Origin of the sequence: Kribbella sp. NPDC051620 (genome assembly GCF_044453825.1) — a bacterium.
Lineage (GTDB): Bacteria > Actinomycetota > Actinomycetes > Propionibacteriales > Kribbellaceae > Kribbella.
The window spans coordinates 747,975-770,014 of the sequence record NZ_JBITDB010000003.1; the positions used below are offsets into that span (position 1 = coordinate 747,975).

The window sequence follows — 22,040 nt, forward strand, 5'->3', positions numbered from 1 at the left end:
CACGGATGCCCGGGCCGCTCGACGGAGTACTGGTGGTGGACCTGTCCCGCGCGCTGGCGGGTCCGCACGCGACGATGATGCTCGGCGATCTCGGCGCGCGGGTGATCAAGGTCGAGGTACCTGGTACCGGCGATGACACGCGGGGCTGGGGCCCGCCGTTCGTCGATGGGGAGTCGACGTACTTCCTGTCGGCCAATCGCAACAAGGAGTCCATCGCGCTCGATCTCAAGGCTGCGGGCGATCGGGACCTGCTGCTGCGGTTGGTGGATCGCGCCGATGTGCTGGTGGAGAACTTCCGGACCGGGGTGCTCGAGCGGCTCGGGCTGGGTATCGAGGCGTTGCGTGCGCGGAATCCGCGGCTGGTCGTGCTGTCCATCACCGGGTTCGGGCATGACGGGCCGGAGGGTGGGCGTGCTGGGTATGACCAGATCGCGCAGGGTGAGGCCGGGTTGATGTCGTTGACGGGGTCGGGGCCGGACGATCCCCAGCGGGTCGGTACGCCGATCGCGGATCTGCTGGCCGGGATGTACGGGGCGTACGGCGTTGTCGCGGCGCTGCATGAACGCGATCGGACGGGCGTCGGCAGTGTTGTCCGTACTTCGCTGTTGGCGGCCGTGGTCGGGGTGCATGCGTTCCAGGGCACGCGATTCACCGTGGCGGGTGAGGTTGGCGTTGCTCAGGGCAACCATCATCCGTCGATCGCGCCGTACGGGTTGTTCCGGTGTGCGGATGGGGCGGTGCAGATCGCGGTCGGGAGTGAGGGGTTGTGGCAGCGGTTCTGTACTTCGTTCGGGATCGTCGCTGAGGGGTTGGCGACGAATGCGGAGCGGGTGGCGCAGCGCGAGCGGGTGATCGAGGTGGTGGAGGGCGTCTTCGCGGAGTATCCGGCGGAGGAGTTGCTGGCGCGGCTGCGCGAGGCGGGGATTCCGGCCGGGAAGGTACGGCGGCTGGACGAGGTCTACGAGTGGGACCAGACGGCGAGCCAGGGGCTGCTGATCGACGTCGAGCACGCGACGCTCGGTGCGCTGCGCTTGCCTGGTCCGCCGTTGCGGTTCTTCCAGGGCGCCGAGGAGACGACTCCCCGAGAGCATGCCGCTCCCCCGACGCTGGACCAGCATGGCGCGGCGATCCGGGAGTGGTTGGAGTGAGCGCCCGCGAACTCATCGAGGTAGTGCTCGACCGAGGCTCGTTCGAGTCCTGGGACCGCCCGATCGAAGACGAGCCAGCCACTGGCCAGCCGTCGGGCGCTGGGGCGTCGTACCGGGAGCAGCTGCGGAGGGCGGCGGAGCGAGCTGGGACTGATGAGGCGGTTGTTACCGGGCGCGGGCTGATGCGGGGCCGGGCGGTTGCGGTGGTGGTGAGTGAGTTCGCGTTTCTGGGTGGGTCGATCGGGCGGGCTGCCGCCGCCAGGATCACCGAAGCGGTGGTGCGGGCAACGGGTGAGGGGTTGCCTGTGCTTGCGTCGACCGCGTCTGGTGGGACGCGGATGCAGGAGGGGGCGCCGGCGTTTGTCGAGATGGTGCGGATCTCGCGGGCGTTGATGGCGCACAAGGCGGCGGGGTTGCCTTATCTCGTACATCTGCGGCATCCGACGACCGGCGGGGTGTTCGCGTCGTGGGGGTCGTTGGGGCACATCACCGTCGCCGAGCCTGGTGCGTTGATCGGGTTTCTCGGTCCGAAGGTCTATGAAGCCCTGTACGGCGAGGCTTTCCCGGCCGGGGTGCAGACGGCCGAGAACCTCGCCGCTCATGGGGTGATCGATGGTGTTGTCGAGTCGGCCGACCTCCCGGTCCTGCTCGATCGGGCGCTGGCCGTGCTGGTCGACCCACCAACGGCGCCGGCGCTGACTCGGCGTACCGGAGAAGCCGGGCCCGCCGACGGCTGGGATTCCGTACTCCGAACCCGCCGGCCCGACCGGATCGGCGTACGCGAGCTCCTTCGCCACGGCGCCACCAGTACGGTCCGGCTGACCGAGCCCGACGCGAGCATCCTCGTCGCACTCACCCGGCTCGACGGCCAGCCCTGCGTACTGGTCGGCCAGGATCGCTCGCAAAACAAGGCGATGGGCCCGACCGCTCTCCGCCAAGCCCGTCGCGGCATGCGCCTCGCCGAAGACCTCGGCCTCCCCCTCGTCACCGTCATCGACACCCCCGGCGCCGAACTCTCCCGCGAGGCAGAGGAAGGCGGAGTGGCCGCCGAGATCGCGCAGTGCATCGCCACGCTCGCCACCCTCAAGGTCCCAACGATCTCGGTACTCCTGGGCCAGGGAACCGGCGGCGGCGCCCTCGCGTTGCTCCCGGCAACCACCGTGATCGCCGCCGAGCACGCCTGGCTCGCGCCTCTCCCACCCGAAGGCGCCAGCGCGATCATGCACGGCGACACCACCCACGCCCCCACAATGGCCACAACCCAACGCATCACCGCCACCGACCTGCAAGCGACTGGCACCGTCCACCACATCGTCCCCGAACCAGCCGACGACGCCCCCGAGTCCCTCGCCAAGGCCCTCGCCGCCGAATGCGCCGCCCACCTCACCACCGACCGATGATTCGCGCAGCCGTCGGGCGGCGCTGGCTGTAGCGGCTTGGCGGCTGTTCTCGGTGTACGGTCGGGTTAACCCCCGGGGACCAGGAGTTCCGCGGCGCATCGGGCTCGGCAGAGCCTCAGGCAGCCCACGCGACATCCTCACCCCGGGAGCACCTCATGGCGAAGAACAAGGGCGGACGCGAAGTCCGCAAACCCAAGCAACCCAAGACCCCGAAGTCGGCCACCTCGGACAGCTCGATCGTCCCCCCGACGAAACAGGGTCGCCGGTAGCAGCCACGCTGTGTCCCGGTCAGGTGCCGGCGGTTCTTGTGCGGGCGTAGCGGACGCCGGCGGCGAATCTGGTTCTGACCTGTAGTTCGTCGAGCAGGCGGGACACCTCGTAGCGGACGGTGCGGACGCTGATCGTGAGCAGGTCGGCGATCTCGTCGTCGGTGCAGCCGGCGCTCAGTTGCGCGGCGATCAGGTGCTGGCGTGGGGTCAGTTCGACGGTGCGGTCGCGGAGTTCGCGGGCGCGGACGGCGGTCTGCCGGACAGCCTTCAGGTACTGGCGGGCCGCGTTGACCGCCTCCGTGCCGGTCATCACCATCAGGCTGCGCTCGCCTTCGCCGGTGACCGGCCCCTCGACCAGCACCCGCTCGCCGTCGAACAGCTTCATCTGGATCGGCCCACACGCGACGTGGTACGGCATGTCCTCGCCGGCCGCGATGATGAAGTCGGTGACCGCCGACGACCCACCGCTGTTGTCGAAGAAACTCGTCATCCGCACCCCGCGCCGGACCAGTTCACGGTTCGCCCGATGGCTCGGCGCGAACGTCTCCACCGTCTGGTCGCGGATCGAGGTGACCGCGATCAGCTCCTCCGCGCCACCGCACTCCGCCCGCAACCAGTCGCGCAGACTCAGCAGGTCCCGGCCGAACAGGTACACCTCAGCCTGCGCCGACCGCCCCGCTGCCCACTCGTCGCAGCGCGCGGCGCGCACCACCTGCAGGCGCAGCGAGGCGTCCAGTACGCCCTGCCGGCCAGGTAAATCCAACTCCTCGCGGCCCATCCTCGTCCCCCGTGACTAACTCTGAACGCGAAATACGACAGTCAGTTCTCACCATCGGGCGGATGCGGCGGCAAGCAGTCCGTCGCGCCATCACGCCACTGGTGGTTGTACCGGCCAGGCACCTTAGTCACGAACGCCACGACAGCGCCCTCGTCGAGCGAGTCCAGACGTTGCGAACGCTGCCAGCCGCTGAGCGCGATGCCGTGACCGAGCTTCGGGTACGGCGCCACGACCACGTCCCGCGGATACTGCCGCCCGATCCGTTCGAGATCGTCCACCACCTCAGCCGGTACGTCGGGCGCGTACTGCAGCATCACGTGCCCGTGCTCGAGGACGTGCACCTGCAACTCCTCCGCGACCGGTTTGCGGTAGATGCCCGGCGGTACGACGCGAGGCGAGTGCGGCCCGGAAGTCGGCGGCATCGATCGGTACGGGTCGTGTGGCGCACCGTCGTACGGGATGTGGCGTTTGCCCTCGAACGGCTGCGGTGTGCCCGGGACCTGGTCGCACGCCAGCGCGGGCTTGTCGGTGAACGAGCCGAGCAGGACCCCGAAGGCGAGACCCGACATGGTCAGCACGCTCAGACCGGTCACGATCACGCTGACCAGCAGTCCCCACTTGCGCGCCTTCGTCATACCGCCACCGCCGCAGCAGCCCGGCGCGCGCGGATACGGTTGCGGAGGGCAACGAACAGCGGCGCGGTCAGGTTCACGAACGCGAACGAGACCAGGCCGATCCCTTCCCACCAGTAGAAGCTGAAGATCGGCGCGCCGACCATCACCCCGGCGGCCCAGCCGATGGTCACCTTGGCGGCCGGCAGGATGAAGTTCCAGGCGAACCAGCCCATCCAGACGATGCCGGCCAGGTAGAGCAGCCGGTACCACCGGGCGACCCGCAGATCCTTGGCGTCCGCGTCGCGCAGGATCGTCTGCTCGACCGGAGTGAGCTTGCGGATCAGCCGCTTGAGGCTGAGCCGGGTGACCTGGTGCAGGTTCTTGCAGCCGGTCGCGGTCGCCATCACGAGATACATGTCGGTACGCAGGTACGCCATCGTCTGGAAGGCGAGCTTGCCGACCTGGCTGAGCACGAGCATCGCGAGGAAGCGGACCACATGCGGGTTCAGGTCGAGCCAGCCGCGCGAATAGGCGAACCGCGGCGCGACGGCGGCGAACAGGACGAACGAGTCGAACGCCATCCCGGCCAGGAACGGGCTGTACCGCTTGGCCGGCGGCAACGCCCACAGGCCGGTCAGGTCGGTCTCCAGCACGGTGAAGATGCCACGGCGTTCGAGCCTGAGTTGCGCCTTGACCCCAGCGGCCGCACCGGCGAAGGCGTGCCAGATCTCGTGCACGACGGCCAGACCGATCACGACCACGTTGGTGATCACCAGGCTGAGCATGATGTCGGTGACGACGAAGGCGTCCTCGTAGCTCGGCAGCAGCGAGTGGTCGGCGGCGAACATCGCCAGCGTCGCGACCAGGCAGCCGACGTAGAACGTCCAGGCGGCCTTGCCGAACAGCGGTTTGACCACCCACGGCGGGATCTTCGAGACCACCCAGTACTTGACCTTCTTGCCCGGCTCGGCCTCCTCCTCGACGCGCGTGGCCGCAGCCTCGCCCGCCGCCTCGCGTTCGTCGAGCAGGCCGGCCTCGACGAGCATCTCGACGAAGTCCAGTACGTCGACCGGCTCGCCGAGCTCCTGTTCCAGCAGGTCGGCCACCTCGGCGACGGTGTGCCCGGCGACGAGCAACTCGATCAAGCGCGCGCCTGCCTCGGGTACGACGACGAACCGCCCGGTGGCCGGATTGCCGAGGACGAACTCGTCCTCGTCCTCCTGGCGCACCAGCAGATGCGCCACGCTCGGACGGCTGGTCGCGTCCAGGGCGGCGATCGTCATCGACCGATCCAGCCGCAGGTCTCGCACTTCTCCCCGGTCGTCGGCGTGACGACGTAGTGGTAGGTCAGGTCGGTGAGGCTCAGGTGGAACATCCGGCCGGCCGTGCTGGTGGGGATCCCACCGAGGTGGTAGACCGCGTCCATCGCCGCCATGTGCCCGGTGAGGTTCGCGGTCGGCGCGATCACGGCGTGGCCGTCGAAGGGGAACAGATCCTCGGGCTCCTGGCCGTACTGCTGCCGGATGAAGTCGGTCATGCTGACCAGGCACTCCTGGCAGCAGGTCTGGCCGGGGATGAAGAGTCCGATGACCGCCATCGGACCGGCGTACTGGGCGAGCATCCACGGGGTGCCGGTGCGCAGGGCGGCCTCGTTGGTCCACTGGCGGATCAGCTTCTGCGGCTGGTCGGCGCAGAGCACCAGGAGGTCGCGGTCGTGCATCAGGGCGGCCACGTCCTCGGTGTTGAAGACCTGCTTCTCCTCACCGGTGACGACGGCATGCCGGTTCATCCGGCTGAGTCGCTCGACTGCTACCGGGACCTTGGGCTTGCCGAGGTCGTCCTCGGTGTAGAGAAGCTGGCGGGTGAGGTTGCCCTCCTCGACGGTGTCGAAGTCGACGCAGTGCACGGTGCCGACGCCGGCCGCCACGAGTGACGAGGCGACTGCCGAGCCGGTACCACCCAAGCCGAGCACCACGACGCTGCTGGCCTTGAGGCGCGACTGGACGTCGTACCGGCTGGGGCGTGGGGTCAGGTCGACCCAGGAGTAATAGGTGGTCGCCCGGTCGTAGCGGTCGATCTCGGCGGGGCTGAGGTTGGCCGGGGTGGGTCCGGCGGCGTCCTCGACGTAGCCGGCGTCGATCAGGCCCTGGATCGAGTCACGGATCTCGACCGGGCAGAGGTCGGGGCGCTCGGCGAGCAGCGCGTGGACGATCTCGTCCCGGGTCCGGGTGCCGTCCATCAAGCCCAGCAGCAGCCAGCGGTCGCCGTCCTCGTCGTCGATCTCGGCGCCGATGCCCAGCTGCCGGCCGCCGATGTTGATCAGCGTCGGCGTCAGCCGGACGGGTTTGTGGATGCCCTTGATCCGTGGCCGCAACATCGCTACCTCCCGTGTCCCCAGAGTGCCGCTCAGGTGCTTCGGCTCGTGTGCTTCGGCTCGTGCGCTTCGGGCTGTGTGCCACCGGCTGCGTGCTTCCGGCTGTGGCTTCCGGCTGCGTGCTTCCGGCTGTGGCTTCCGGTTGCGTGCTTCCGGGGGGCCGGAGCGCGGTCGCCCGCGCCCCGGCCCTACTGACCGGCTAGCCGCATGTGGCGTCGCGGCACCCGCCGCCGCCACCGCCCGGATCGGTGATGATCAGGGTCGTGTCCAGGTTCTCCAGCTTGCGAACCACGAGTTTCCGCGGCTCGCGCACCTCGGCCTTCTGCTCCATGACTTCCTCCAACTGGGTCGTGGGTTGTCATCGCATTGCGGCGCCGCAACGCGATCATTAGAGCATCTCGGGCTATTTATTCCAATGCGCCCGATAAAGGTATTTCAGTGTATTTTTTGGGCATTATCCGAAGTACCGCGAGCCCGCTCCGTACCGCCCAGGAAGCCTGCCCACACGGGGGAAATCCGTCAATGGGTAATCTCTACCCAGATTCCTTGCACCCGGCCCCCATGAAACACTCGTGGCGGCCGGAAAAAGCCCGGACAATAGTCGGGCGGACATTTGAAGCCACCGTTTGCGGCAGTTTCGGACACATCGATCGGTGACCAATTGGTTGCACCCGGTAGTCGGGTACCGCATGCTCTGGTCCATGAAACGATTGATCGGATGGATCGTGCTCGGCCTGGTCGCCACGCTGGGCGTGACCGCCCCGGCGGTACCGCTCCCCGCGGAGCTACCAGGCGGCAAAGCCAACTGGGTGGTCTCGGTCGGCGGCCTGAACGACTCGAGCGTCAACAACTACGCGAACTGGACCCGGCTCGGCTGGTACATCTTCGCCGCCGACGGCACCGTCCGGACCAACTACTGGACCTGGAACCAGCGCGACGAGCCGATGCGGGTCGACGCCATGAAGGCCAGCTGCGGCGGCGACATCCCAAGCTGCGACGTCCAGACGATGGGCACCTTCCTGACCGGTCCGACCGGCGCCTTCCAGGGCACTTACCAGACCTCGGCCGGCAAGGTCGACGTCACCTGGACCAAGAACGGCGCAGGCCAGGCACTCGCGGATCCGCTCGTCGAGCACTGGTTGCTCGAGCCGATCCCCGGCGGCAAGGTCGCCCGGATCGTCAGTGACGGCTATCACAACGCGCTCGCCGGCCCGGTGGTGGTGCCGACCACCTTCTCCGACTACTCGGCGACCTTCGGGATCGGATACGGCAGCAACGCGCCACTCTCGGCCGGCAACAAAGCGAGCATCACCGACATCAGGACAGCCTACGGACAGGACGAGCACCTGGGCACCTACGTCGCGGCCTACAAGGGCGCCGTCCACCGCGAGCCTGCCGGACTCAAGGTGAACGAACTCAACTCAGCAACCAGCTTCGCCTACTGGCGGTCTTGTCCGAGCGGGAAGTGCGTAGGCTTCCGGGAGAAGACGAACGGCTGCGTCTGCGAGAAGTTCCCGAACTTCAAGGATCGGATCCGCTACCTGGCCGATGCGCCACCGGCCCGGAACAACATCTACACCTACTGGTGCGAGTGTCTAGCTCAGGGGACGCCTTGCTACAAGGCCAACAACCATGTTCAGTCGCTGCTGCAGATCATCGACGACGACCGCGAGTTCCAAGGCTGGGTCGGGGTCGAGACCTCAACTCATGTGGAGTCCGACGGCAGCGCACCGGACCATAATTTCGGGGCCGGCTACTGGGCCGTCCTCAACATGGTCACGCCAGATCTTCGCGGCCCTCAGCCGAAGCCGCCGAAACCTTAGCCTCTGAACCCGGACCCGGCGCAGGCGTTGGGGGGCCTGCGCCGGGTGCTTGGGGTCAGCGGCCGCCGAGGAGGCCGCCGGGCGGCTCTTCGGAGGGCTGGACGACGACGAAGCCCTGGCCGGTGAAGGCCATCGTGAACGCCTCGCCGGTGGTCCGGCCGAGCAGGGTGCCGAGGCCGAGCGAGTCGGCGCGCTGGTACCCGGTCTGCAGGCTGGTCGACCAGCAGACGGCCGCCTGTGGGTCGGCATACGTGAGCTGGTCCACGTTCAGTACGACGGGGGTGCCCTTGCAGGTGATCGCGATCCGGCCCTGGCCGGCGAAGTTGCAGTTGAACAGGCCCGAGTTGGACATCATCCCGGCGCCCTGCACCATCTTGATGTCCCAGCTCAGCGTCGGTTCGAAGGCAAGCACGTTCGCGCCGTTGATACTGAGCCCGTCGTGCGGGCCCTCCAGGTCGATCAGGTAGATGTCGGCCGCGCGGTCTGCGAGGAACACGTCACCCTGCCCGCGCATCTTCATCAGCGGGATGCCCTCACCGGTCAGCTTCTGCTTGAGGAACTTGCCGATCCCGCCCGCGCCCTGCGCCTCGAACTGCACGTTGCCCTGGTACGCGACCATCGCCCCCTGCCGGGCGAAGACCCCGAGCGTAGGCTCGGACGCACCAAGTCCCCTCACGGTGCCACCCCATCCTGCCCCGAAATCCCCACTTCGTGCCCTTCCGATCCGGACCTTCACGGGGGCCACCGCAGCGCTACAGGTCGGCCTTCATCTCGACCTCCAACAGCGCCTTCTCGTTCGCCAGCTTGAAGCCGATCGTGCCGAGCACGGCGGCTGGGATCGACCAGACGAGCATGGCGACCAGAACCTTGACGCCCGCCTCGGTCAGCCCGTCGCTCGAGCTCGCCGTCCACAACCCGGTCGCTGCGTGCACGGCCTGGTTGAGGGCGATGCCAAGCAGCAGATAGGCGCAGATGATCAGGAACCGGCCGAACCGATCGCGGGCGCCACGGGTGCGAGCGCCCCGCCAGAAGTACCGGCCGATGGTGAACACGATCAGGCCCCAGAACGCGAGCGCCGCGCCGTCGGCGACCTTGACCGGGGGGCCGTCGCCGCGGAACGGGTCGAAGTCGCTCATCACCGCGAAGATGGACAGCACGCCGACGATCGTGGTGCCGATCCCGGCGATGATCAGCAGCAGGCCGATCAGGTTGAAGAGCACGTTGGGCCGGTGCTTGACCGGCGGCTGGTAGTACCTGTTCGCCATCAGAACCCCCAGGACTGGAACGAGTCTCCAGCGTGCTGCGTCACCTTCAGAGATCCTTCAGACGCACCCGGTAGACCACTGACCCCACCGGCACGGGATGCTGTTGCGCGCCGGAACCATCGAACGGGAGCATCAATGTCCAACAACTGGTACACCGACAACCGCCAGAACCGCGAGCTCGAAGAGCTCCGGGATCAGATGGCGGCAGCTTCGTCCGAGGCGTCGAGTCTGCGGTCCCGGTTATCCCAGGTGCAGGGGACGATGGAGTCCCGGTTGCAGCGGCTGACGACCGCGTTCGACGCGTTCGTGGAGCTGTCCGACATTCGCGAGAGCCTGATCGGGTTCGCGGATGCGGCGGAGGTACGCCGGCACGCGGGTCAGGTGCTGGCGACGCTGGCCTCTGGTGAGACGCCGACCCGGGTGGGTCGCGACGTACCGGCGTACTGGCTCGCACCTGCCGTGGAAGCGATTCGCGGTGGGCTCGACGAGGCTCAGCTGGCTGAGGCGATGAAGCGGGACGAGGTCAGGACCAGTACGTTCCTCTGCCTCGCACTGGCTGCGCTGGGCCGGCGCAACGAGGTCCGCGCGGAGTGGCTGGGTACGGCCTTCGGCGAGCTGACGGCCGGCAACGTCACCCGGACGCAGCGGGCGCTCTGGACGGCGGCGGCTCGTGGTGGATTCGGGGCCGAAGGCCAGCAGTGGATCGTCGCTCAGCTCAAGGCCGGTATCACCGGGACTGGACCCTGGGCCGGAGTGGTCAAGGAGCGCGCGACCGGGCTGGCCGTCAGCGCGGCGCCGCCCTTCAAGGAGTTCACCACCCAGTTCAAGGCCGGCGCCGACCTCGCCCGGCTGCGCGCCGGGATCGAGGCGATCACCGGTGACACCAGCGTGCTCGAGCCGGACGGCGCCCTCGCCTACGCCGCCGGCCAGAAGCCGGACCCCGACAGCCCTGACCGCGACAGTACTTCCGCCCTGCTGCGGCTGCTCATCGCCGAAGGCAGCGAGCCCGAGCGCGAGATGCTCGCCCGCGTCGGCCAGCTCCGCGCCAAGGTCACCAACGGAGCCGCGCCCAGCAACGGCTCGCTCGGCGATTCGGCCGGTGAGCTCGGCAAGCTGCTCGAGGCGGACCTCGCCAAGACCGACGAGCCGCATCTGGCCGCGACGGCGTTGCGGGTGGTCGCGGACGCCGTACTGGCCGACGCCGAGGAGTTGCTGAGGACCGCGAGCCTGCCGACCCCGGCGCAGGTCAGCAAGGAGATCGAGTGGCGGCAGGTGACCCTGACGCCGGACGGCGCGGATCGGCTCTCTCTCGCGAAGGCCGAGGCCGACATCACCGCCACAGTGCAGCCGCTGTCCGCTGGGGATCTGCGCGGGCCGATCGGGTTCGGCGTGGCCGGGGTCGCGGTGCTGGTCGGGCTCGGGTTCCTGGTGCACCCGTTCTGGATCGCGGTAGGCGTGGTCCTGCTGGGCATCGCCGGCTACGGCTACTGGACAGCCCGGAAGAAGCGCTCCGACGAGCAGGCTGACACCGTCCGGCGGATCGAGCGGCTGCGCGAGCAGACCAAGACGGCGGCCGCCGAGCTGACGTCGTACAAGGCAGGCGAGACCGCCCGGCTGGCCACGGCCGCCGGCGACCTGGAAGAGGTCAGGAAGCGCCTGGCGTAGCTCAGCGGCACTGGACACCCATCGGGAAAGCGGCAAACCTCAGCGCTGAACCCGGGCGGGGCTTGTACGGTGGGAGTCCAAGACACTTTCTGAAGGAGTGTTGTGATGGCCCGGGCGCTGATCGTGGTCGACGTGCAGAACGACTTCTGCGAAGGTGGGAGTCTGGCGGTCAGCGGCGGCGCGGACGTCGCCTTCCGGATCGGCGAGCTGCTGCACCGCTGGCACGACGCCGAGCCGGCCGACCGGGACTACGACTACGTGGTGGCCACCCGGGACCATCACATCGACCCGGGCGATCACTTCTCCGAGACGCCCGACTTCGTCAGCTCCTGGCCGGTGCACTGCGTCGCCGGTACCGACGGCGTGGGCTTCCATCCCAACCTCGACCCGCAACCCTTCGACGCGATCTTCGACAAGGGCGAGTACGCGGCCGCGTACTCCGGCTTCGAAGGCAAGTGCCACGAAAACGGCAAGCCGCTGGCCGACTGGCTCCGGGAGAAGGAGATCACCCAGGTCGACGTCTGCGGCATCGCCACCGACTACTGCGTCCGCGCGACCGCCCTGGACGCCAACCGCGAAGGCTTCCGGACGACGGTGCTGACCGGCCTCACCGCAGGGGTGGCACCGGCCAGCACCGAACAGACTCTCGCCGACCTCCGTACCGCGGGCGTCGCCCTTACCTGACCGGCGCGCCGGGGCCGAGCGGGATGCCGAGCGCCCACCAGGCCAGGAAGAGCAGGGTCCAGGCGACGGTCATCGCGATCGCCAGCGGGACCGTGTACGACGCCAGTGTGCCGACGCCCGCGTCCTTGCGGTAGCGCTGCAGGAAGCCGAGCGCCATCACGAAGTACGGGCTCATCGGGGTGATCGCCGTCGAGCCGGAGTCGGCGATCCGGAACAGCGCCTGCGTGGTTTCGGCGGGGACGCTGAGCAGCAGCATCATCGGGACCAGGATCGGCGCGGTCAGCGACCACATCGCCGAGCCGCTGGTGACGAGGATGTTGATCAGCGTCAGCAGGATCAGGATGCCGAGGAAGATGACGATCTTCGGGGCGCCCAGCTCGCCCAGCCAGCGGGCCGACTCGGCCGACAGCAGGTCGCCGATCCGGCTCCAGCTGAAGTACGCGAGGAACTGGGCGATGGCGAAGAACAGCACCAGGACCGGCGCCATCTGCTTGATGCCCTCGGCCATCAGCTTGGGAACGTCGCCACCCTTCTTGATCACACCGACCGTGACGCCGTAGGTGATGCCGACCAGCCCGAAGAGCACCGCGACGACCATCGCGATCCCGTCCAGGAACGGCGACTCGACGATGCTGCCGTTCTCGCCCCGCAGCGGGGAGCCGTGCGGGATCAGTACGGCGATGATCGCGACCGCGGCGATCGCGAAGACGACCGTTGCCCTGAGCAACCCGGTCCGCTCGCGATCGGACAGGGTCAGCGCGTCCGGGTCCTCGCCGGGCGCGTCCGGGTCCGCGTCGAGGTCGTCGCGCTTGCTCAGCACCAGCCGGGTGACGAGGGTGATGACGAGCGCCAGCAGGATCGACGAGGCGATGTTGAAGAACCAGTTCGACAACGGCGAGATGCTTGCCTGTGGGTCGATCGTCTTGGCCGCGGCCTCGGTGATACCGGCGAAGATCGCATCGTTCGGGGTCGGGATCGGGCTGGCGTCGTACCCGGAGGCGATCGCCGTGTACGCGACCACGACGCCCAGGATCGGCGACCGGCCGACCGCGCGGAAGGCGAGCCCGCCGAGCGGGACCAGGATGATGTACGCCGCGGCCGACGCGACGTGCGCCATCGTACCGGCGAAGGCGACCGCGAAGACCACCATCGAGGTCGGCACCCGGGACACACTGACCTTCATCAGCGACTGCAGGAACCCGGTCCGCTCGGCCAGCGCGACGCCCATGATCACCACCACGATGGTGGCCATCGGCGGGAACTCGGCGAAGTTCGAGACCGCCGTCGAGACGGCCATCTGCAGGCCGTCGCCGGACAGCAGGTTCTGCACCGCGACGACCTTGCCGTCCTTCGGCGACAGGACGGAGACGTCCAGCGCGGCCAGGATCGCGCTCACCACGGCGAGGATCGCGGACAGGATCCAGAACAGCCAGAACGGATGCGGCAGCGCGTTGCCGGCCCGCTCGATCACAGCCATCCCGCGGACCAGGCGGGGCAGGTCCTTCTTCGGCTCGGTTGCGGTGGTAGTCATCTCAGCTCCTCAACTGGTGAGCTTTGAAGAAGTCACCAATCATCTGATGCGCTTCGAAGGTCTGAGTGACATAGCCGGGACCCGACGACGCATCCGAGCCGGGCCACGAGTGCCCGCCGTCGGTGACAGCGACATGTACTACGTCTGCCTTGCAGCCCTTGTACTTCGTGATCAGCACGTCGTCGCCCAACTGGCTCGTCTTGGCGTCCTGGTCACAGTGGTCACGGACCGACCAGTCGCGGACCCACGTCTGCACGCTCGGAAGGTCGCGTTCGCCGTCGCCGCCGTACGGGATCGTCGTGTCGCCGGTGCCGTGGATGTCGAGCACCGGGATCGGCCGGCTCGGGGCGCATCGGGTGCCCTCGATGTAGAACGCGCCGGAGACCGGGGCGATCGCGGCGAACCGGTCGGCCATCCGGCAGGCCAGGATGCCGGTGAAGCCGGCGCCGTTGGACTTGCCGGTCGCGTAGACCGTGCGGGTGTCGACGCAGTACTTGCCCTCCAACTGATCCAGCAGGTCGGCGGTGAACTTCACGTCGTCGACGCCCTTCGCCGAGTACGGCGCGCCCTGCCAGGCCTGCTTGTTCTCGTCGCCGATCACACCGTTGGGGTAGGCAACGACCGCGTCGAGCTTGGAGAGGTCGGAGAACGCCTCGGTCTGCGCGCCGGTCTTGCCCCGGCCGTGGAAGACCAGGATGAGCGGGTACTGCTTGGACGGCTGGTAGCCGTCCGGGATGTGCAGGCGGTAGGTCCGGGTGAGACCACCGCTCTCGACGGTGTAGTCGCCCGTCGGCGCGGCCTGCTTGCCGCATCCGGCGCTGTGGCTGGACGGTTGAGCAGCTGTTGCTGTGGGCAACGTGGTGGCGGCGGTCACCAGGCCGGCCGTCATCAGCAGGGCGGCGAGGGTTTTCGGGCGTGCGAAGTTCATCAGGGGTGCCTCCTCGGGCCGGCGGCCTGCAGGCGGGCAGGCTCGCGCCTGGAACGCATCGGGCGATCCAGTGATTTGTCGGTACTACGTCGTGCCGGCCGTTTTGGTGCTCGGCGGCCGACGGGGTCAGGCCGAGAGCAACTCGTCGGCGAAGGCGGCGATACGGTCTGCGGCGGTCTCGACCAGGAGCCGGCCGTCCTCGGCAGTGGCACGTCGGGGATCACCCAGGACGCCACGCTTGTGGTACGCGTCGAACCCGACGGACAGGCGTGGACCTTGGGCCTGCCGGGACAGCCGGGCTTTCGGGGGGAGTTCGTCGAGCTGGGTCGCGCCGGGCTCCAGGAGTTCGGTCTGGACGAGTTCGGGCGCGAGGTACAACATCTGGGCGGTCTCGGCCTCGCCTGCGTGGCCGTGCACCTGGCTGACCTCCATACCTGCGATCAGGTCGGATACCAGCGGCGTGATGGGTGTCCACGCGAAGGTGAGGTCGGGTTGCAGGAGGTATTCCTGGGCCAGTACGGACAGCGCGGCGTTGTTGCCGCCGTGGCCGGTGATGACGAGGAACTGGCGCCAGCCGTGTTGGTGCAGGCTGGCGACGAGGTCACGGAGTACGGACTGGAAGGTTGCCGGGGACAACGTCACGGTGCCGGCGAAGGCCATGTGGTGTGGGGAGACGCCGTAGTTGACCGGCGGCGCGATCACCGCGCGACCGTCGAGGCGTCCGGCTACGAGATCGGCGAGGCCTTCCGCGCGGACCGTGTCCGTCGACATCGCCATCCCACCGCCGTGCTGCTCCTGGGCGCCGACCGGAATGATCACCAGCGGCGCCTGCCGGACGGCGTCGCGCGCCTGATCGGTCGTCATCTCCGCAAGCTTGTTGCTCACGGCAACTCCGGGAAGGTGGCGGCCTCGATGGCCTGGCGGATGTGGTCGAGGTGCTCGCGGGTGAGCTGCTCGGCTGCCGCGGCGTCGCCGGTCCGTACGGCCTCGAAGATCGCCCGGTGCTCCTCGTAGTCGCGCTTGCGGTTGTCGTACAACTGCCGAATCTGCTGCTGCTCCCTGAGCCGCACCTTCAGCAGACTCCCGATCAACTCCTCGACCACCGGGTTGCCACTCGCAGCAGCCAACTCGACGTGGAAGTTCAGCGCAAACGCCGGCCCACCCGGAGGCGTCAACGCATTGGTCACCGCCGCCTCCAACTTCTCCAACGACTGTCCGCCTTCGGCTTCTGCACCATCTCCCGCCGCGGCGGTTGCCTGAGCGGTTGCTGCCTGGGCGGCCACCGCTGGTTCGATCAGCAGGCGGGCGCCTATCAACTGCAGCACCGAGTTCTTGGTGATCGGTGGGCGGTGCGGGTTGGCGAGGACGACGTTGTTGATGGTCGGGCCGACGTACGTGCCCGAGCCGTGCCGGAACTCGACGGCTCCGGTGGCCTCCAGCTTGCGCAGCGCCTCGCGGATCGTCGGCGTGGTGAGCTCGAACCGCTTGGCCAGCTCCCGGGCCGACGGGATCGCATCGCCCGGACCCAGATCAGCGTCCCGGATGATGCCGAGGATCGCCTCGGTCAACCGGTCCGACAAACTGGGCGCTACACCCACCGTTGAGTTAGTCACAAAGTGACTAAATCACTTGCTCACTTCCCTGGTCAAGACCTCAGGCGAGGCCGGCGTCGTGGATCAGCAGGGCGATTCTGGTCCGGTTCGGTACGGCGAGCTTCGCCATCACATGCCCGATGTGCACCTTGACCGTCGACTCGCTCACCGACAGCCGCTCGGCGATCTCCGCGTTGCTCAGCCCCTCGGCGACGGTGATGGCGACTTCCCGCTCGCGTGGCGTCAACGCCTTCAGCGCCTCGCCTGCCCCCGTCGCCACGCCGCCTGGTCCGGTACCGGGTGCCGGGCGTGCCGTGTACGCGTTGATCAGCCGCCGAGTGATCCGCGGCGAGAGCATCGCGTCTCCCGCAACAACCGTCTGCACCGCCTCGACCAGCGCCCGGGGCGCGATGTCCTTCAGCAAGAACCCACTCGCCCCCGCCTGCAACGCCTCGTAAACGTACTCATCCAGATCGAACGTCGTCAGCACCACCACCGGCGGCGGATCAGGCAGCGCGTTCACCAGCCGGGTCACCTCGATCCCGTTGACGTGCGGCATCTGGATGTCGGTCAGCACCAGATCCGGCTCGTACTTCGTCACCAACTCGACCACGTTCGCGCCGTTGGTGTCCTCGGCAACCACCTCGGCACCACCACCCGCCTGCAGAATCAGCCGGATCCCGTTCCGCACCAGCTCCTCGTCATCGAGCAGCACCACCTTGATCATCACTCCGCCACCTTCACCGGAAGCACCACCCGAACCCGGAACCGATCGCCGACCCACCCAACCTCCAACACCCCACCCGCCAGCAAAACCCGCTCCCGCATCCCCACCAACCCAAACCCCGCCCCAGGAACCCCCTCGCGGTCACTCCGTGGGTGCGTCTGTTCGGTGCCGGCTCGTGGGTTGGTGATCTCGACCGTCAGCTCGTCTGCGTCGGCGGTGATCGCGACGTTGACCGCCTGGCCCGGCGCATGCTTTGCCGCGTTGGTGAGCGCCTCTTGCACCACCCGATACGCCGCCCGGCCAACGGCGGGTGCGGGCTCAGGTACCGGGTCGGGCATTGTCAGCTTCACCTCCAGGCCGGTTGCCCGGGCGTCGTCGACCAGTACCGGTACTGCGCTCAGCGCCGGCGCGACATGACCCGGCTCGCCCGGCTGCTCGTCACGGAGTACCTGGAGAATCTCCCGCAACTCGGTCAACGCGGTCGTACTGGTCCTGCGGATCACCTCGGCCACCTGCTCGGTGTGTTCATCGGGCGCGGTCATCGTCAACGCGCCCGACTGCAAGGCGATCGCGCTGACCCGATGCGCGACCACATCATGCATCTCCCGCGCAATCCTCCGCCGCTCAGCGACGACAACCCGCTCGGCCCGCAGATCCCGCTCCCGCTCAGCCTGATCGGCCCTGTCGCGCAACGCTTGCAGCAGTGCGCGGCGCTGGTAGACCCACAGCCCGAGCAACAGAGGCGCACCGACGAACAGCACACAGGCACCGACCGCCTCAGGCCAGGAGTAGGAAGCCCGCGGCACCGGCCAAACCACCACGATCACCGAGCAGTACACCGCAGAAACCCACGCCTGCCACCGAAGCCCCTTACGACTGGCCACCGTGTAAGCCGCAACCATGATCTGCAGACTCGGAAAAGCCATCGCAACCGGCGTCACCGCCACCGCAACCAACGGAAACCGCCGCCGGACCAAAAACCCACCGAACACCACAACACTGACCAGCACACTGGTCCACTTCAGCGTCGGCCCCTTGTCCTCCAGAAACGGCAGAACAGTCAGCCCAGCAGCCACCAAGATGTCAAAGGCAACCACCCACCGCTTCCCGTCCCACCAAGAAAGCCGCATCCCCCCACGGTAGAGCCTCGCCGCGATCCAGCAGGAATCCCCCACGCGCTCTCCGACGCCTGCTCCTGCGTCGCGCGGATACGACCACGATTCGCCCGGCCGGCTTGGTGGATTGGCCACCACCTGCGCTGGCCCAGCCTGGCCAGCCACCCAGGTGGTCGCACCGCGCGGCGCAGGAGCGCAGAACACCGGGTGGGCGGGAGCGCTCGAACGATCATGCGACGCAGGAGCAGGCGTTGGAGGGTGCGTGGGGGACTTCCGGCGCAATCGTCTAGGACTTTGGTAGTACGGAGGTTGCGGTTTTCGGCGGATGTGGAGAGGAGCCACCGCGCGGCAGTCTGGGCTTATGGCGACGAAGACGATGAGACGTTGTGTGAGCTTGCTGGTGGCAACTGTTTTGCTGGTTCCGTTGGGTGTCGGTGGCGCTCAGGCGGCGGCGCCGGGGGCGGGTGGTCTTGGGGATCGGTTGTTTCCGGGGCTGGGGAACGGTGGGTACGACGCGTTGAGCTATGACGTGAGTCTTGGCTACCGAGTCGGTACCACCAAGATGCCCGGTGCGGTGACGATGCGGGCGGTGGCGACCCAGTCGTTGAGCAGGTTCAGTGTCGACTCGGCTGGGCAGCAGATACAGGCTGTGTCGGTCAACGGGCGGGCGGCGAGGTACAGGCTCGTCGGGGAGAAGCTGACCATCACCCCGGCGCATGTGCTTTACAACCATCTGCCGTTCACCGTCCGCGTCGTCTACACCGCCGACCGGGCGCAGAATCCGGTATCACCGGGGCTCGACCTCCCGCCAGGGGTGGCCAACCCATTCACCGTCTGGAACGAGACGCCGGATGGGTTCGGTGTGATGGGGCAGCCGAACAGAGCGCACGTCGTCTTCCCGTCCAACGACCATCCGAGCGACAAAGCGCAGTACACGATCCGCCTCACCACCCCCGACGACCGCACCGGCGTCGCCAGCGGGCGTCTCGTGGCGGAGTACAAGCATCGGGCAACCACAACCTGGGTCTACCGAACGCAGCACCCGATCAAGACCGACGTGGTGGCGATCGCCGTCGGCAAGTTTCGCCGGCTCAGGCAGACCGGCCCGCACGGACTGCCCATCCGCAGCTACCTCGGCCTGGCCGAGTTCCGCGGCAAGTCGTACACCGACGCGATGCAGGCGAACGCGGCCGAGACCCCACAACAACTCGCCTGGCTCGAGAAGCAGATCGGCAGGCCGTTCCCCTACGAGCAGTACGGCGTCCTGGGACTGACCACGCTCTACGACGGCGTCGCGCTCGAGACGGCCGGCCTGTCGACGTTCGGGCTCCCGCTCTCCCTGCCGGCCAAGGACGAAGCAGGCACCCTGGTCCACGAGATGACCCACCAGTACTTCGGGGACGCGGTCTCACCCCGCACCTGGGACGACATGTGGATCAGCGAAGGCCATGCCCGGTACTACGAACGCAAATACGACGCCTCCCGCGGATTCATCGACCTCAACGCGGAGCTCAAGAGGCTTTACGAGGCCGATCAACAGTCCCGCCGCGACTCCGGCCCGATGGGCCACCTGAACAGCCAACTCGGAGTGCTCTTCGACACCGACGTACCAGGTCAGCTGATGCTCACCGGCCTCAGCACGATCGTCGGCGAGCAGACGTTCCGGCGGATCGAGCAGACCTTCTACGACCGGTACCGCGACGGCAACGCCAGTACGCAGGACTACATCGACACCGCCAACGAGGTCAGCGGACGCGATCTCACCCAGTACTTCCGTGCCTGGATCTACGGCACGACCACCCCACCGATGCCGGGCCACCCGGCCTGGCACAGCACCCCCGCAAAGGCAGCCTGATGAACACCACCCTCGCCACTCTCGCTACAGCCCACGCCACCAGCAGCACGACCGACGGCACCCTCGGGGTGGTCGGAGCCGCGCTGCTGGTGGGCCTCCTGCTCGCCTACGCCCTGCTCGTCCTGGGCGCGCTGATCAGCGCCCTCGGATCGCCGCTGACGGGAGGGATGAAGCTGGTCTGGATCATCTTCGTCTTCATCGCTCCCTTCATCGGCAGCATCTGCTGGTTCCTGGCCGGCAAACGCAACGCCTACGCGTCGCCTTACCTCAGGCGGTAACGGCCCTCAGGCGGTGACGACGACCGGAGCACCGTTGGCGATCAGCGACCAGTCGGTGGTGTGGAAGGCGTCAGGGTTCACCTCGCCGGTGGCGGTGACGTAGTCGATCATCAGCTGGCGGATCTCGACCTGGCGGTTGTAGACCACCGGCGCGGTCTTGACGTGCGGGAAGTTGCCGCCGCCGGACTGGCGATAGTTGTTGACGGCAACGACGAACTGCTGGTCCGCGGCCACCGGCGCGCCGTCGTAGCTGAGGTCGGTGATCCGGGCGCCAGGAGCCTTGGCGATGTCGATCTTGTACGCCAGTGGCTTGGTCAGGCCGCCCATGATGTCGTAGTTGTAGTCCGGCGTACCGCCCGGAGCCGTCGGCGTGACCGCGTTGGTCACCTGGTCGGCCGGGAACGGGCCGGGGCCGCTGACCTGCTTGAAGTACTGGGCGGAGAACTCCAGGTAGTCCTTCACCTGAGCGCCGGTCATCGTGACCGCGAGCAGTGTGTTGTCGAAGATGTAAAGCCCGGCGACGTCGCGGATCGAGACGTCGCCCGCCGGGATCGCGGCCGCGCGGTTGAACGGGGCTGCGATCGCAAGTACGGGCAACGCGGCTTGCGGCGTACCGGCGAGAGCCTTGCTGACGGCGTCGGCCTGGATGAAGTTGACGAAGTCGAGCGCGGCCGTGTCCTCCCAGGGCGCGGTCGCTGCGGACATCGCCTCGGTGCAGGTGCCGATCTTGGAGTTGACGTAGCCGACGACCTTGTCGTGATCCTCCTGAAGGATCTCGACGACCTTCGCGTCCGCGGCGACCGTGTTCGCGTTCAGCACCTGGCTGGCCCGGGCGAGGACCTTCCACTCGCCGCGGACCTTCTGCAGGTCGAGGTCGATCAGGGACAGCCGCATGCCCCACTTGAGCGGCTCGGTCAGGACGACCTGCTCACCGCTGACCTTGTTCGTCACGAGCCGCTGCGGGATTTCGAGATGGGCGTGGCCGACCAGGACCGCGTCGATGCCGGGGACGGTCTCGGCCATCAGGACGGAGGCGTTCTCGGGTACCGGCAGCGCATCGCCGTACGAGGAGGACAGGTCCATCCCGGAGTGCGCGGCGACGATCACGACGTCGGCGCCGGCCGCGCGGACCTTCGGCACCCACTCCTTGGCCAGCTCGACGATGCCGCCGAACTTGATCTTGTTCTCGACGTTCGCCTTGTCCCAGATCGCGATGCCGGGGTTGGTCAGGCCGAGGATGCCGACCGTGACCGTGCCCTGGCCGTGCACCTGGACCTTCTTCAGCACGTACGGCGGGAAGACCGGCAGGCCCGTCGTCCAGTCCTGGGCGTTGGCGCCGAGCAGCGGGAAGTGCAGCTGGCTCTGGAACTTGCGCAGGATGTCGAGGCCGTAGTTGAACTCGTGGTTGCCGAGCGCGGCGGCGTCGTACTCGATCTCGTTCATCGCGGCGGCCATCGGGTGCCGGTGACCACCGGTGATGGGCTGGATCTTGGCGAAGTAGTACGCCAGCGGGGTGCCCTGGATGGTGTCGCCGGCGTCGATCATCAGCGGGTCGGGCGCGTGCCGGGTGGCCTTGACCCGGGCCCGGACGGCCTTCACCAGGGTCGCGATCTTGGCCAGGCCGATGTCGTTGTGGGCCGAGTCGTCGTACTCGGCGTTCTTGAAGTAGTCCCAGTTGAAGACGTTGCCGTGCAGGTCGGTGGTGCCCATGATCGTGAGCCGGACCACCTCCGGGTCCTTGGGCTTGCCGGCGTACGCCGGAGCCGCCTGGAATCCGGCAGCGGCCAGCACCGCGGCGGCGCCACCGATCACCGTTCGCCTGCCCATGTTGCGGTCCACTGCTCCGTCTGCCTGGTTCGCCGGGTCACCGGCCCCGGTACCGGCAATCGTCTGGTCGCTGTCCGTCATCACTGTCGCCTCACGCGTCGTCGGTTTCTGGCTGAGTTGCACGATACGTGCGAAACGCCGGGGGGTGGTGCGCGGATGGTCCTGTC

The 22,040-nt window shown here is 68.0% G+C and carries 21 protein-coding genes; 7 read left to right on the forward strand and 14 right to left on the reverse strand.

The genetic code is table 11. The annotated features are described in order from the left end of the window. The first annotated feature begins 5 nt into the window (after positions 1-5). Both ACIA12_RS16515 and ACIA12_RS16520 read left to right on the forward strand, forming a co-directional pair. The gene (locus ACIA12_RS16515; protein WP_396367823.1) at positions 6-1,148 is read left to right on the forward strand and encodes a CaiB/BaiF CoA transferase family protein; all 1,143 of its coding nucleotides are present in this window, start codon (positions 6-8) and stop codon (positions 1,146-1,148) included. Continuing rightward, positions 1,145-2,548 (forward strand): carboxyl transferase domain-containing protein, encoded by a 1,404-nt coding sequence (locus ACIA12_RS16520; RefSeq protein ID WP_396367824.1) that lies wholly within the window; start codon positions 1,145-1,147, stop codon positions 2,546-2,548. Before ACIA12_RS16515 ends, ACIA12_RS16520 begins: the two co-directional genes overlap by 4 nt. A 288-nt stretch (positions 2,549-2,836) precedes the next feature. On the opposite strand, the gene ACIA12_RS16525 is transcribed toward ACIA12_RS16520, so the two are convergent. The 5 genes from ACIA12_RS16525 to ACIA12_RS16545 all read right to left on the reverse strand — a co-directional run bounded on the left by ACIA12_RS16525 (position 2,837) and on the right by ACIA12_RS16545 (position 6,914). Beyond that, the gene (locus ACIA12_RS16525) at positions 2,837-3,580 is read right to left on the reverse strand and encodes a helix-turn-helix transcriptional regulator (protein ID WP_396367825.1); all 744 of its coding nucleotides are present in this window, start codon (positions 3,578-3,580) and stop codon (positions 2,837-2,839) included. A gap of 56 nt (positions 3,581-3,636) precedes the next feature. Beyond that, positions 3,637-4,230, reverse strand: a complete 594-nt coding sequence (locus tag ACIA12_RS16530) for a DUF3105 domain-containing protein (protein WP_396367826.1) — start codon at positions 4,228-4,230, stop codon at positions 3,637-3,639. Then, on the reverse strand, positions 4,227-5,492 hold the full coding sequence (locus tag ACIA12_RS16535; protein WP_396367827.1) for a PqqD family protein: 1,266 nt from the start codon (positions 5,490-5,492) through the stop codon (positions 4,227-4,229). The genes ACIA12_RS16530 and ACIA12_RS16535 overlap by 4 nt, the downstream gene beginning before the upstream one ends. Continuing rightward, positions 5,489-6,586: a HesA/MoeB/ThiF family protein gene (locus tag ACIA12_RS16540; RefSeq protein WP_396367828.1), complete on the reverse strand. Its 1,098-nt coding sequence runs from the start codon at positions 6,584-6,586 to the stop codon at positions 5,489-5,491. Before ACIA12_RS16540 ends, ACIA12_RS16535 begins: the two co-directional genes overlap by 4 nt. A 196-nt stretch (positions 6,587-6,782) precedes the next feature. Then, positions 6,783-6,914 carry a hypothetical protein gene (locus ACIA12_RS16545; protein ID WP_343980427.1) on the reverse strand — a complete coding sequence of 44 codons (132 nt, stop codon included), beginning with the start codon at positions 6,912-6,914 and terminating at the stop codon, positions 6,783-6,785. Between the two features lie 370 nt (positions 6,915-7,284). Between ACIA12_RS16545 and ACIA12_RS16550 the strand changes: the two genes are divergently transcribed. Continuing rightward, a complete protein-coding gene (locus ACIA12_RS16550; RefSeq protein ID WP_396367829.1) occupies positions 7,285-8,406 on the forward strand; it encodes a hypothetical protein in 1,122 nt (373 codons plus the stop codon). Positions 8,407-8,461: 55 nt separating this feature from the next. On the opposite strand, the gene ACIA12_RS16555 is transcribed toward ACIA12_RS16550, so the two are convergent. Further along, on the reverse strand, positions 8,462-9,082 hold the full coding sequence (locus ACIA12_RS16555; protein WP_396367830.1) for an AIM24 family protein: 621 nt from the start codon (positions 9,080-9,082) through the stop codon (positions 8,462-8,464). A gap of 76 nt (positions 9,083-9,158) precedes the next feature. After that, positions 9,159-9,671, reverse strand: coding sequence for a hypothetical protein (locus ACIA12_RS16560; RefSeq protein ID WP_396367831.1), 513 nt, complete (start codon positions 9,669-9,671; stop codon positions 9,159-9,161). 135 nt (positions 9,672-9,806) lie between these two features. Here ACIA12_RS16560 and ACIA12_RS16565 point away from each other — a divergent pair, with 135 nt between their 5' ends. Together ACIA12_RS16565 and ACIA12_RS16570 are read left to right on the forward strand one after the other, a co-directional pair. Next, positions 9,807-11,336: a hypothetical protein gene (locus ACIA12_RS16565; RefSeq protein ID WP_396367832.1), complete on the forward strand. Its 1,530-nt coding sequence runs from the start codon at positions 9,807-9,809 to the stop codon at positions 11,334-11,336. A 105-nt stretch (positions 11,337-11,441) separates the two neighbouring features. After that, positions 11,442-12,020 carry a nicotinamidase gene (locus ACIA12_RS16570; RefSeq protein WP_396367833.1) on the forward strand — a complete coding sequence of 193 codons (579 nt, stop codon included), beginning with the start codon at positions 11,442-11,444 and terminating at the stop codon, positions 12,018-12,020. On the opposite strand, the gene ACIA12_RS16575 is transcribed toward ACIA12_RS16570, so the two are convergent. The 6 genes from ACIA12_RS16575 to ACIA12_RS16600 all read right to left on the reverse strand — a co-directional run bounded on the left by ACIA12_RS16575 (position 12,013) and on the right by ACIA12_RS16600 (position 17,928). Next, positions 12,013-13,551: an AbgT family transporter gene (locus ACIA12_RS16575; protein WP_396367834.1), complete on the reverse strand. Its 1,539-nt coding sequence runs from the start codon at positions 13,549-13,551 to the stop codon at positions 12,013-12,015. The genes ACIA12_RS16570 and ACIA12_RS16575 overlap by 8 nt on opposite strands. A gap of 1 nt (position 13,552) precedes the next feature. Then, positions 13,553-14,479, reverse strand: coding sequence for an alpha/beta hydrolase family esterase (locus ACIA12_RS16580; RefSeq protein ID WP_396367836.1), 927 nt, complete (start codon positions 14,477-14,479; stop codon positions 13,553-13,555). Between the two features lie 126 nt (positions 14,480-14,605). Next, positions 14,606-15,364 (reverse strand): creatininase family protein, encoded by a 759-nt coding sequence (locus ACIA12_RS16585; protein WP_396367837.1) that lies wholly within the window; start codon positions 15,362-15,364, stop codon positions 14,606-14,608. After that, positions 15,361-16,092 carry a FadR/GntR family transcriptional regulator gene (locus ACIA12_RS16590; protein ID WP_396367838.1) on the reverse strand — a complete coding sequence of 244 codons (732 nt, stop codon included), beginning with the start codon at positions 16,090-16,092 and terminating at the stop codon, positions 15,361-15,363. Before ACIA12_RS16590 ends, ACIA12_RS16585 begins: the two co-directional genes overlap by 4 nt. A gap of 40 nt (positions 16,093-16,132) precedes the next feature. Then, positions 16,133-16,798, reverse strand: coding sequence for a response regulator (locus ACIA12_RS16595; RefSeq protein WP_396367839.1), 666 nt, complete (start codon positions 16,796-16,798; stop codon positions 16,133-16,135). After that, the gene (locus ACIA12_RS16600; protein ID WP_396367840.1) at positions 16,798-17,928 is read right to left on the reverse strand and encodes a sensor histidine kinase; all 1,131 of its coding nucleotides are present in this window, start codon (positions 17,926-17,928) and stop codon (positions 16,798-16,800) included. Before ACIA12_RS16600 ends, ACIA12_RS16595 begins: the two co-directional genes overlap by 1 nt. Before the next feature lie 373 nt (positions 17,929-18,301). On the opposite strand from ACIA12_RS16600, the gene ACIA12_RS16605 reads away from it, so the two are divergent. Both ACIA12_RS16605 and ACIA12_RS16610 read left to right on the forward strand, forming a co-directional pair. After that, positions 18,302-19,768 (forward strand): M1 family metallopeptidase, encoded by a 1,467-nt coding sequence (locus tag ACIA12_RS16605; RefSeq protein ID WP_396367841.1) that lies wholly within the window; start codon positions 18,302-18,304, stop codon positions 19,766-19,768. Further along, positions 19,768-20,046, forward strand: coding sequence for a PLD nuclease N-terminal domain-containing protein (locus ACIA12_RS16610; RefSeq protein ID WP_396367842.1), 279 nt, complete (start codon positions 19,768-19,770; stop codon positions 20,044-20,046). Before ACIA12_RS16605 ends, ACIA12_RS16610 begins: the two co-directional genes overlap by 1 nt. 6 nt (positions 20,047-20,052) lie before the next feature. Here the strand turns inward: ACIA12_RS16610 and ACIA12_RS16615 are convergent, their stop codons facing one another. After that, positions 20,053-21,954, reverse strand: a complete 1,902-nt coding sequence (locus ACIA12_RS16615; RefSeq protein ID WP_396367843.1) for a bifunctional metallophosphatase/5'-nucleotidase — start codon at positions 21,952-21,954, stop codon at positions 20,053-20,055. Positions 21,955-22,040: the final 86 nt, after the last annotated feature.

Bases quoted from the DNA above. Each gene is read 5' to 3' on its own strand.
- ACIA12_RS16515 (WP_396367823.1), top strand. From the start codon at position 6: ATGCCCGGGCCGCTCGACGGAGTACTGGTGGTGGACCTGTCCCGCGCG.
- ACIA12_RS16565 (WP_396367832.1), top strand. From the start codon at position 9,807: ATGTCCAACAACTGGTACACCGACAACCGCCAGAACCGCGAGCTCGAA.
- ACIA12_RS16540 (WP_396367828.1), bottom strand. From the start codon at position 6,586: ATGTTGCGGCCACGGATCAAGGGCATCCACAAACCCGTCCGGCTGACG.
- ACIA12_RS16575 (WP_396367834.1), bottom strand. From the start codon at position 13,551: ATGACTACCACCGCAACCGAGCCGAAGAAGGACCTGCCCCGCCTGGTC.
- ACIA12_RS16550 (WP_396367829.1), top strand. From the start codon at position 7,285: ATGAAACGATTGATCGGATGGATCGTGCTCGGCCTGGTCGCCACGCTG.
- ACIA12_RS16560 (WP_396367831.1), bottom strand. From the start codon at position 9,671: ATGGCGAACAGGTACTACCAGCCGCCGGTCAAGCACCGGCCCAACGTG.
- ACIA12_RS16615 (WP_396367843.1), bottom strand. From the start codon at position 21,954: ATGACGGACAGCGACCAGACGATTGCCGGTACCGGGGCCGGTGACCCG.
- ACIA12_RS16545 (WP_343980427.1), bottom strand. From the start codon at position 6,914: ATGGAGCAGAAGGCCGAGGTGCGCGAGCCGCGGAAACTCGTGGTTCGC.
- ACIA12_RS16570 (WP_396367833.1), top strand. From the start codon at position 11,442: ATGGCCCGGGCGCTGATCGTGGTCGACGTGCAGAACGACTTCTGCGAA.
- ACIA12_RS16595 (WP_396367839.1), bottom strand. From the start codon at position 16,798: ATGATCAAGGTGGTGCTGCTCGATGACGAGGAGCTGGTGCGGAACGGG.
- ACIA12_RS16535 (WP_396367827.1), bottom strand. From the start codon at position 5,492: ATGACGATCGCCGCCCTGGACGCGACCAGCCGTCCGAGCGTGGCGCAT.
- ACIA12_RS16610 (WP_396367842.1), top strand. From the start codon at position 19,768: ATGAACACCACCCTCGCCACTCTCGCTACAGCCCACGCCACCAGCAGC.
- ACIA12_RS16530 (WP_396367826.1), bottom strand. From the start codon at position 4,230: ATGACGAAGGCGCGCAAGTGGGGACTGCTGGTCAGCGTGATCGTGACC.
- ACIA12_RS16580 (WP_396367836.1), bottom strand. From the start codon at position 14,479: ATGAACTTCGCACGCCCGAAAACCCTCGCCGCCCTGCTGATGACGGCC.
- ACIA12_RS16600 (WP_396367840.1), bottom strand. From the start codon at position 17,928: ATGCGGCTTTCTTGGTGGGACGGGAAGCGGTGGGTGGTTGCCTTTGAC.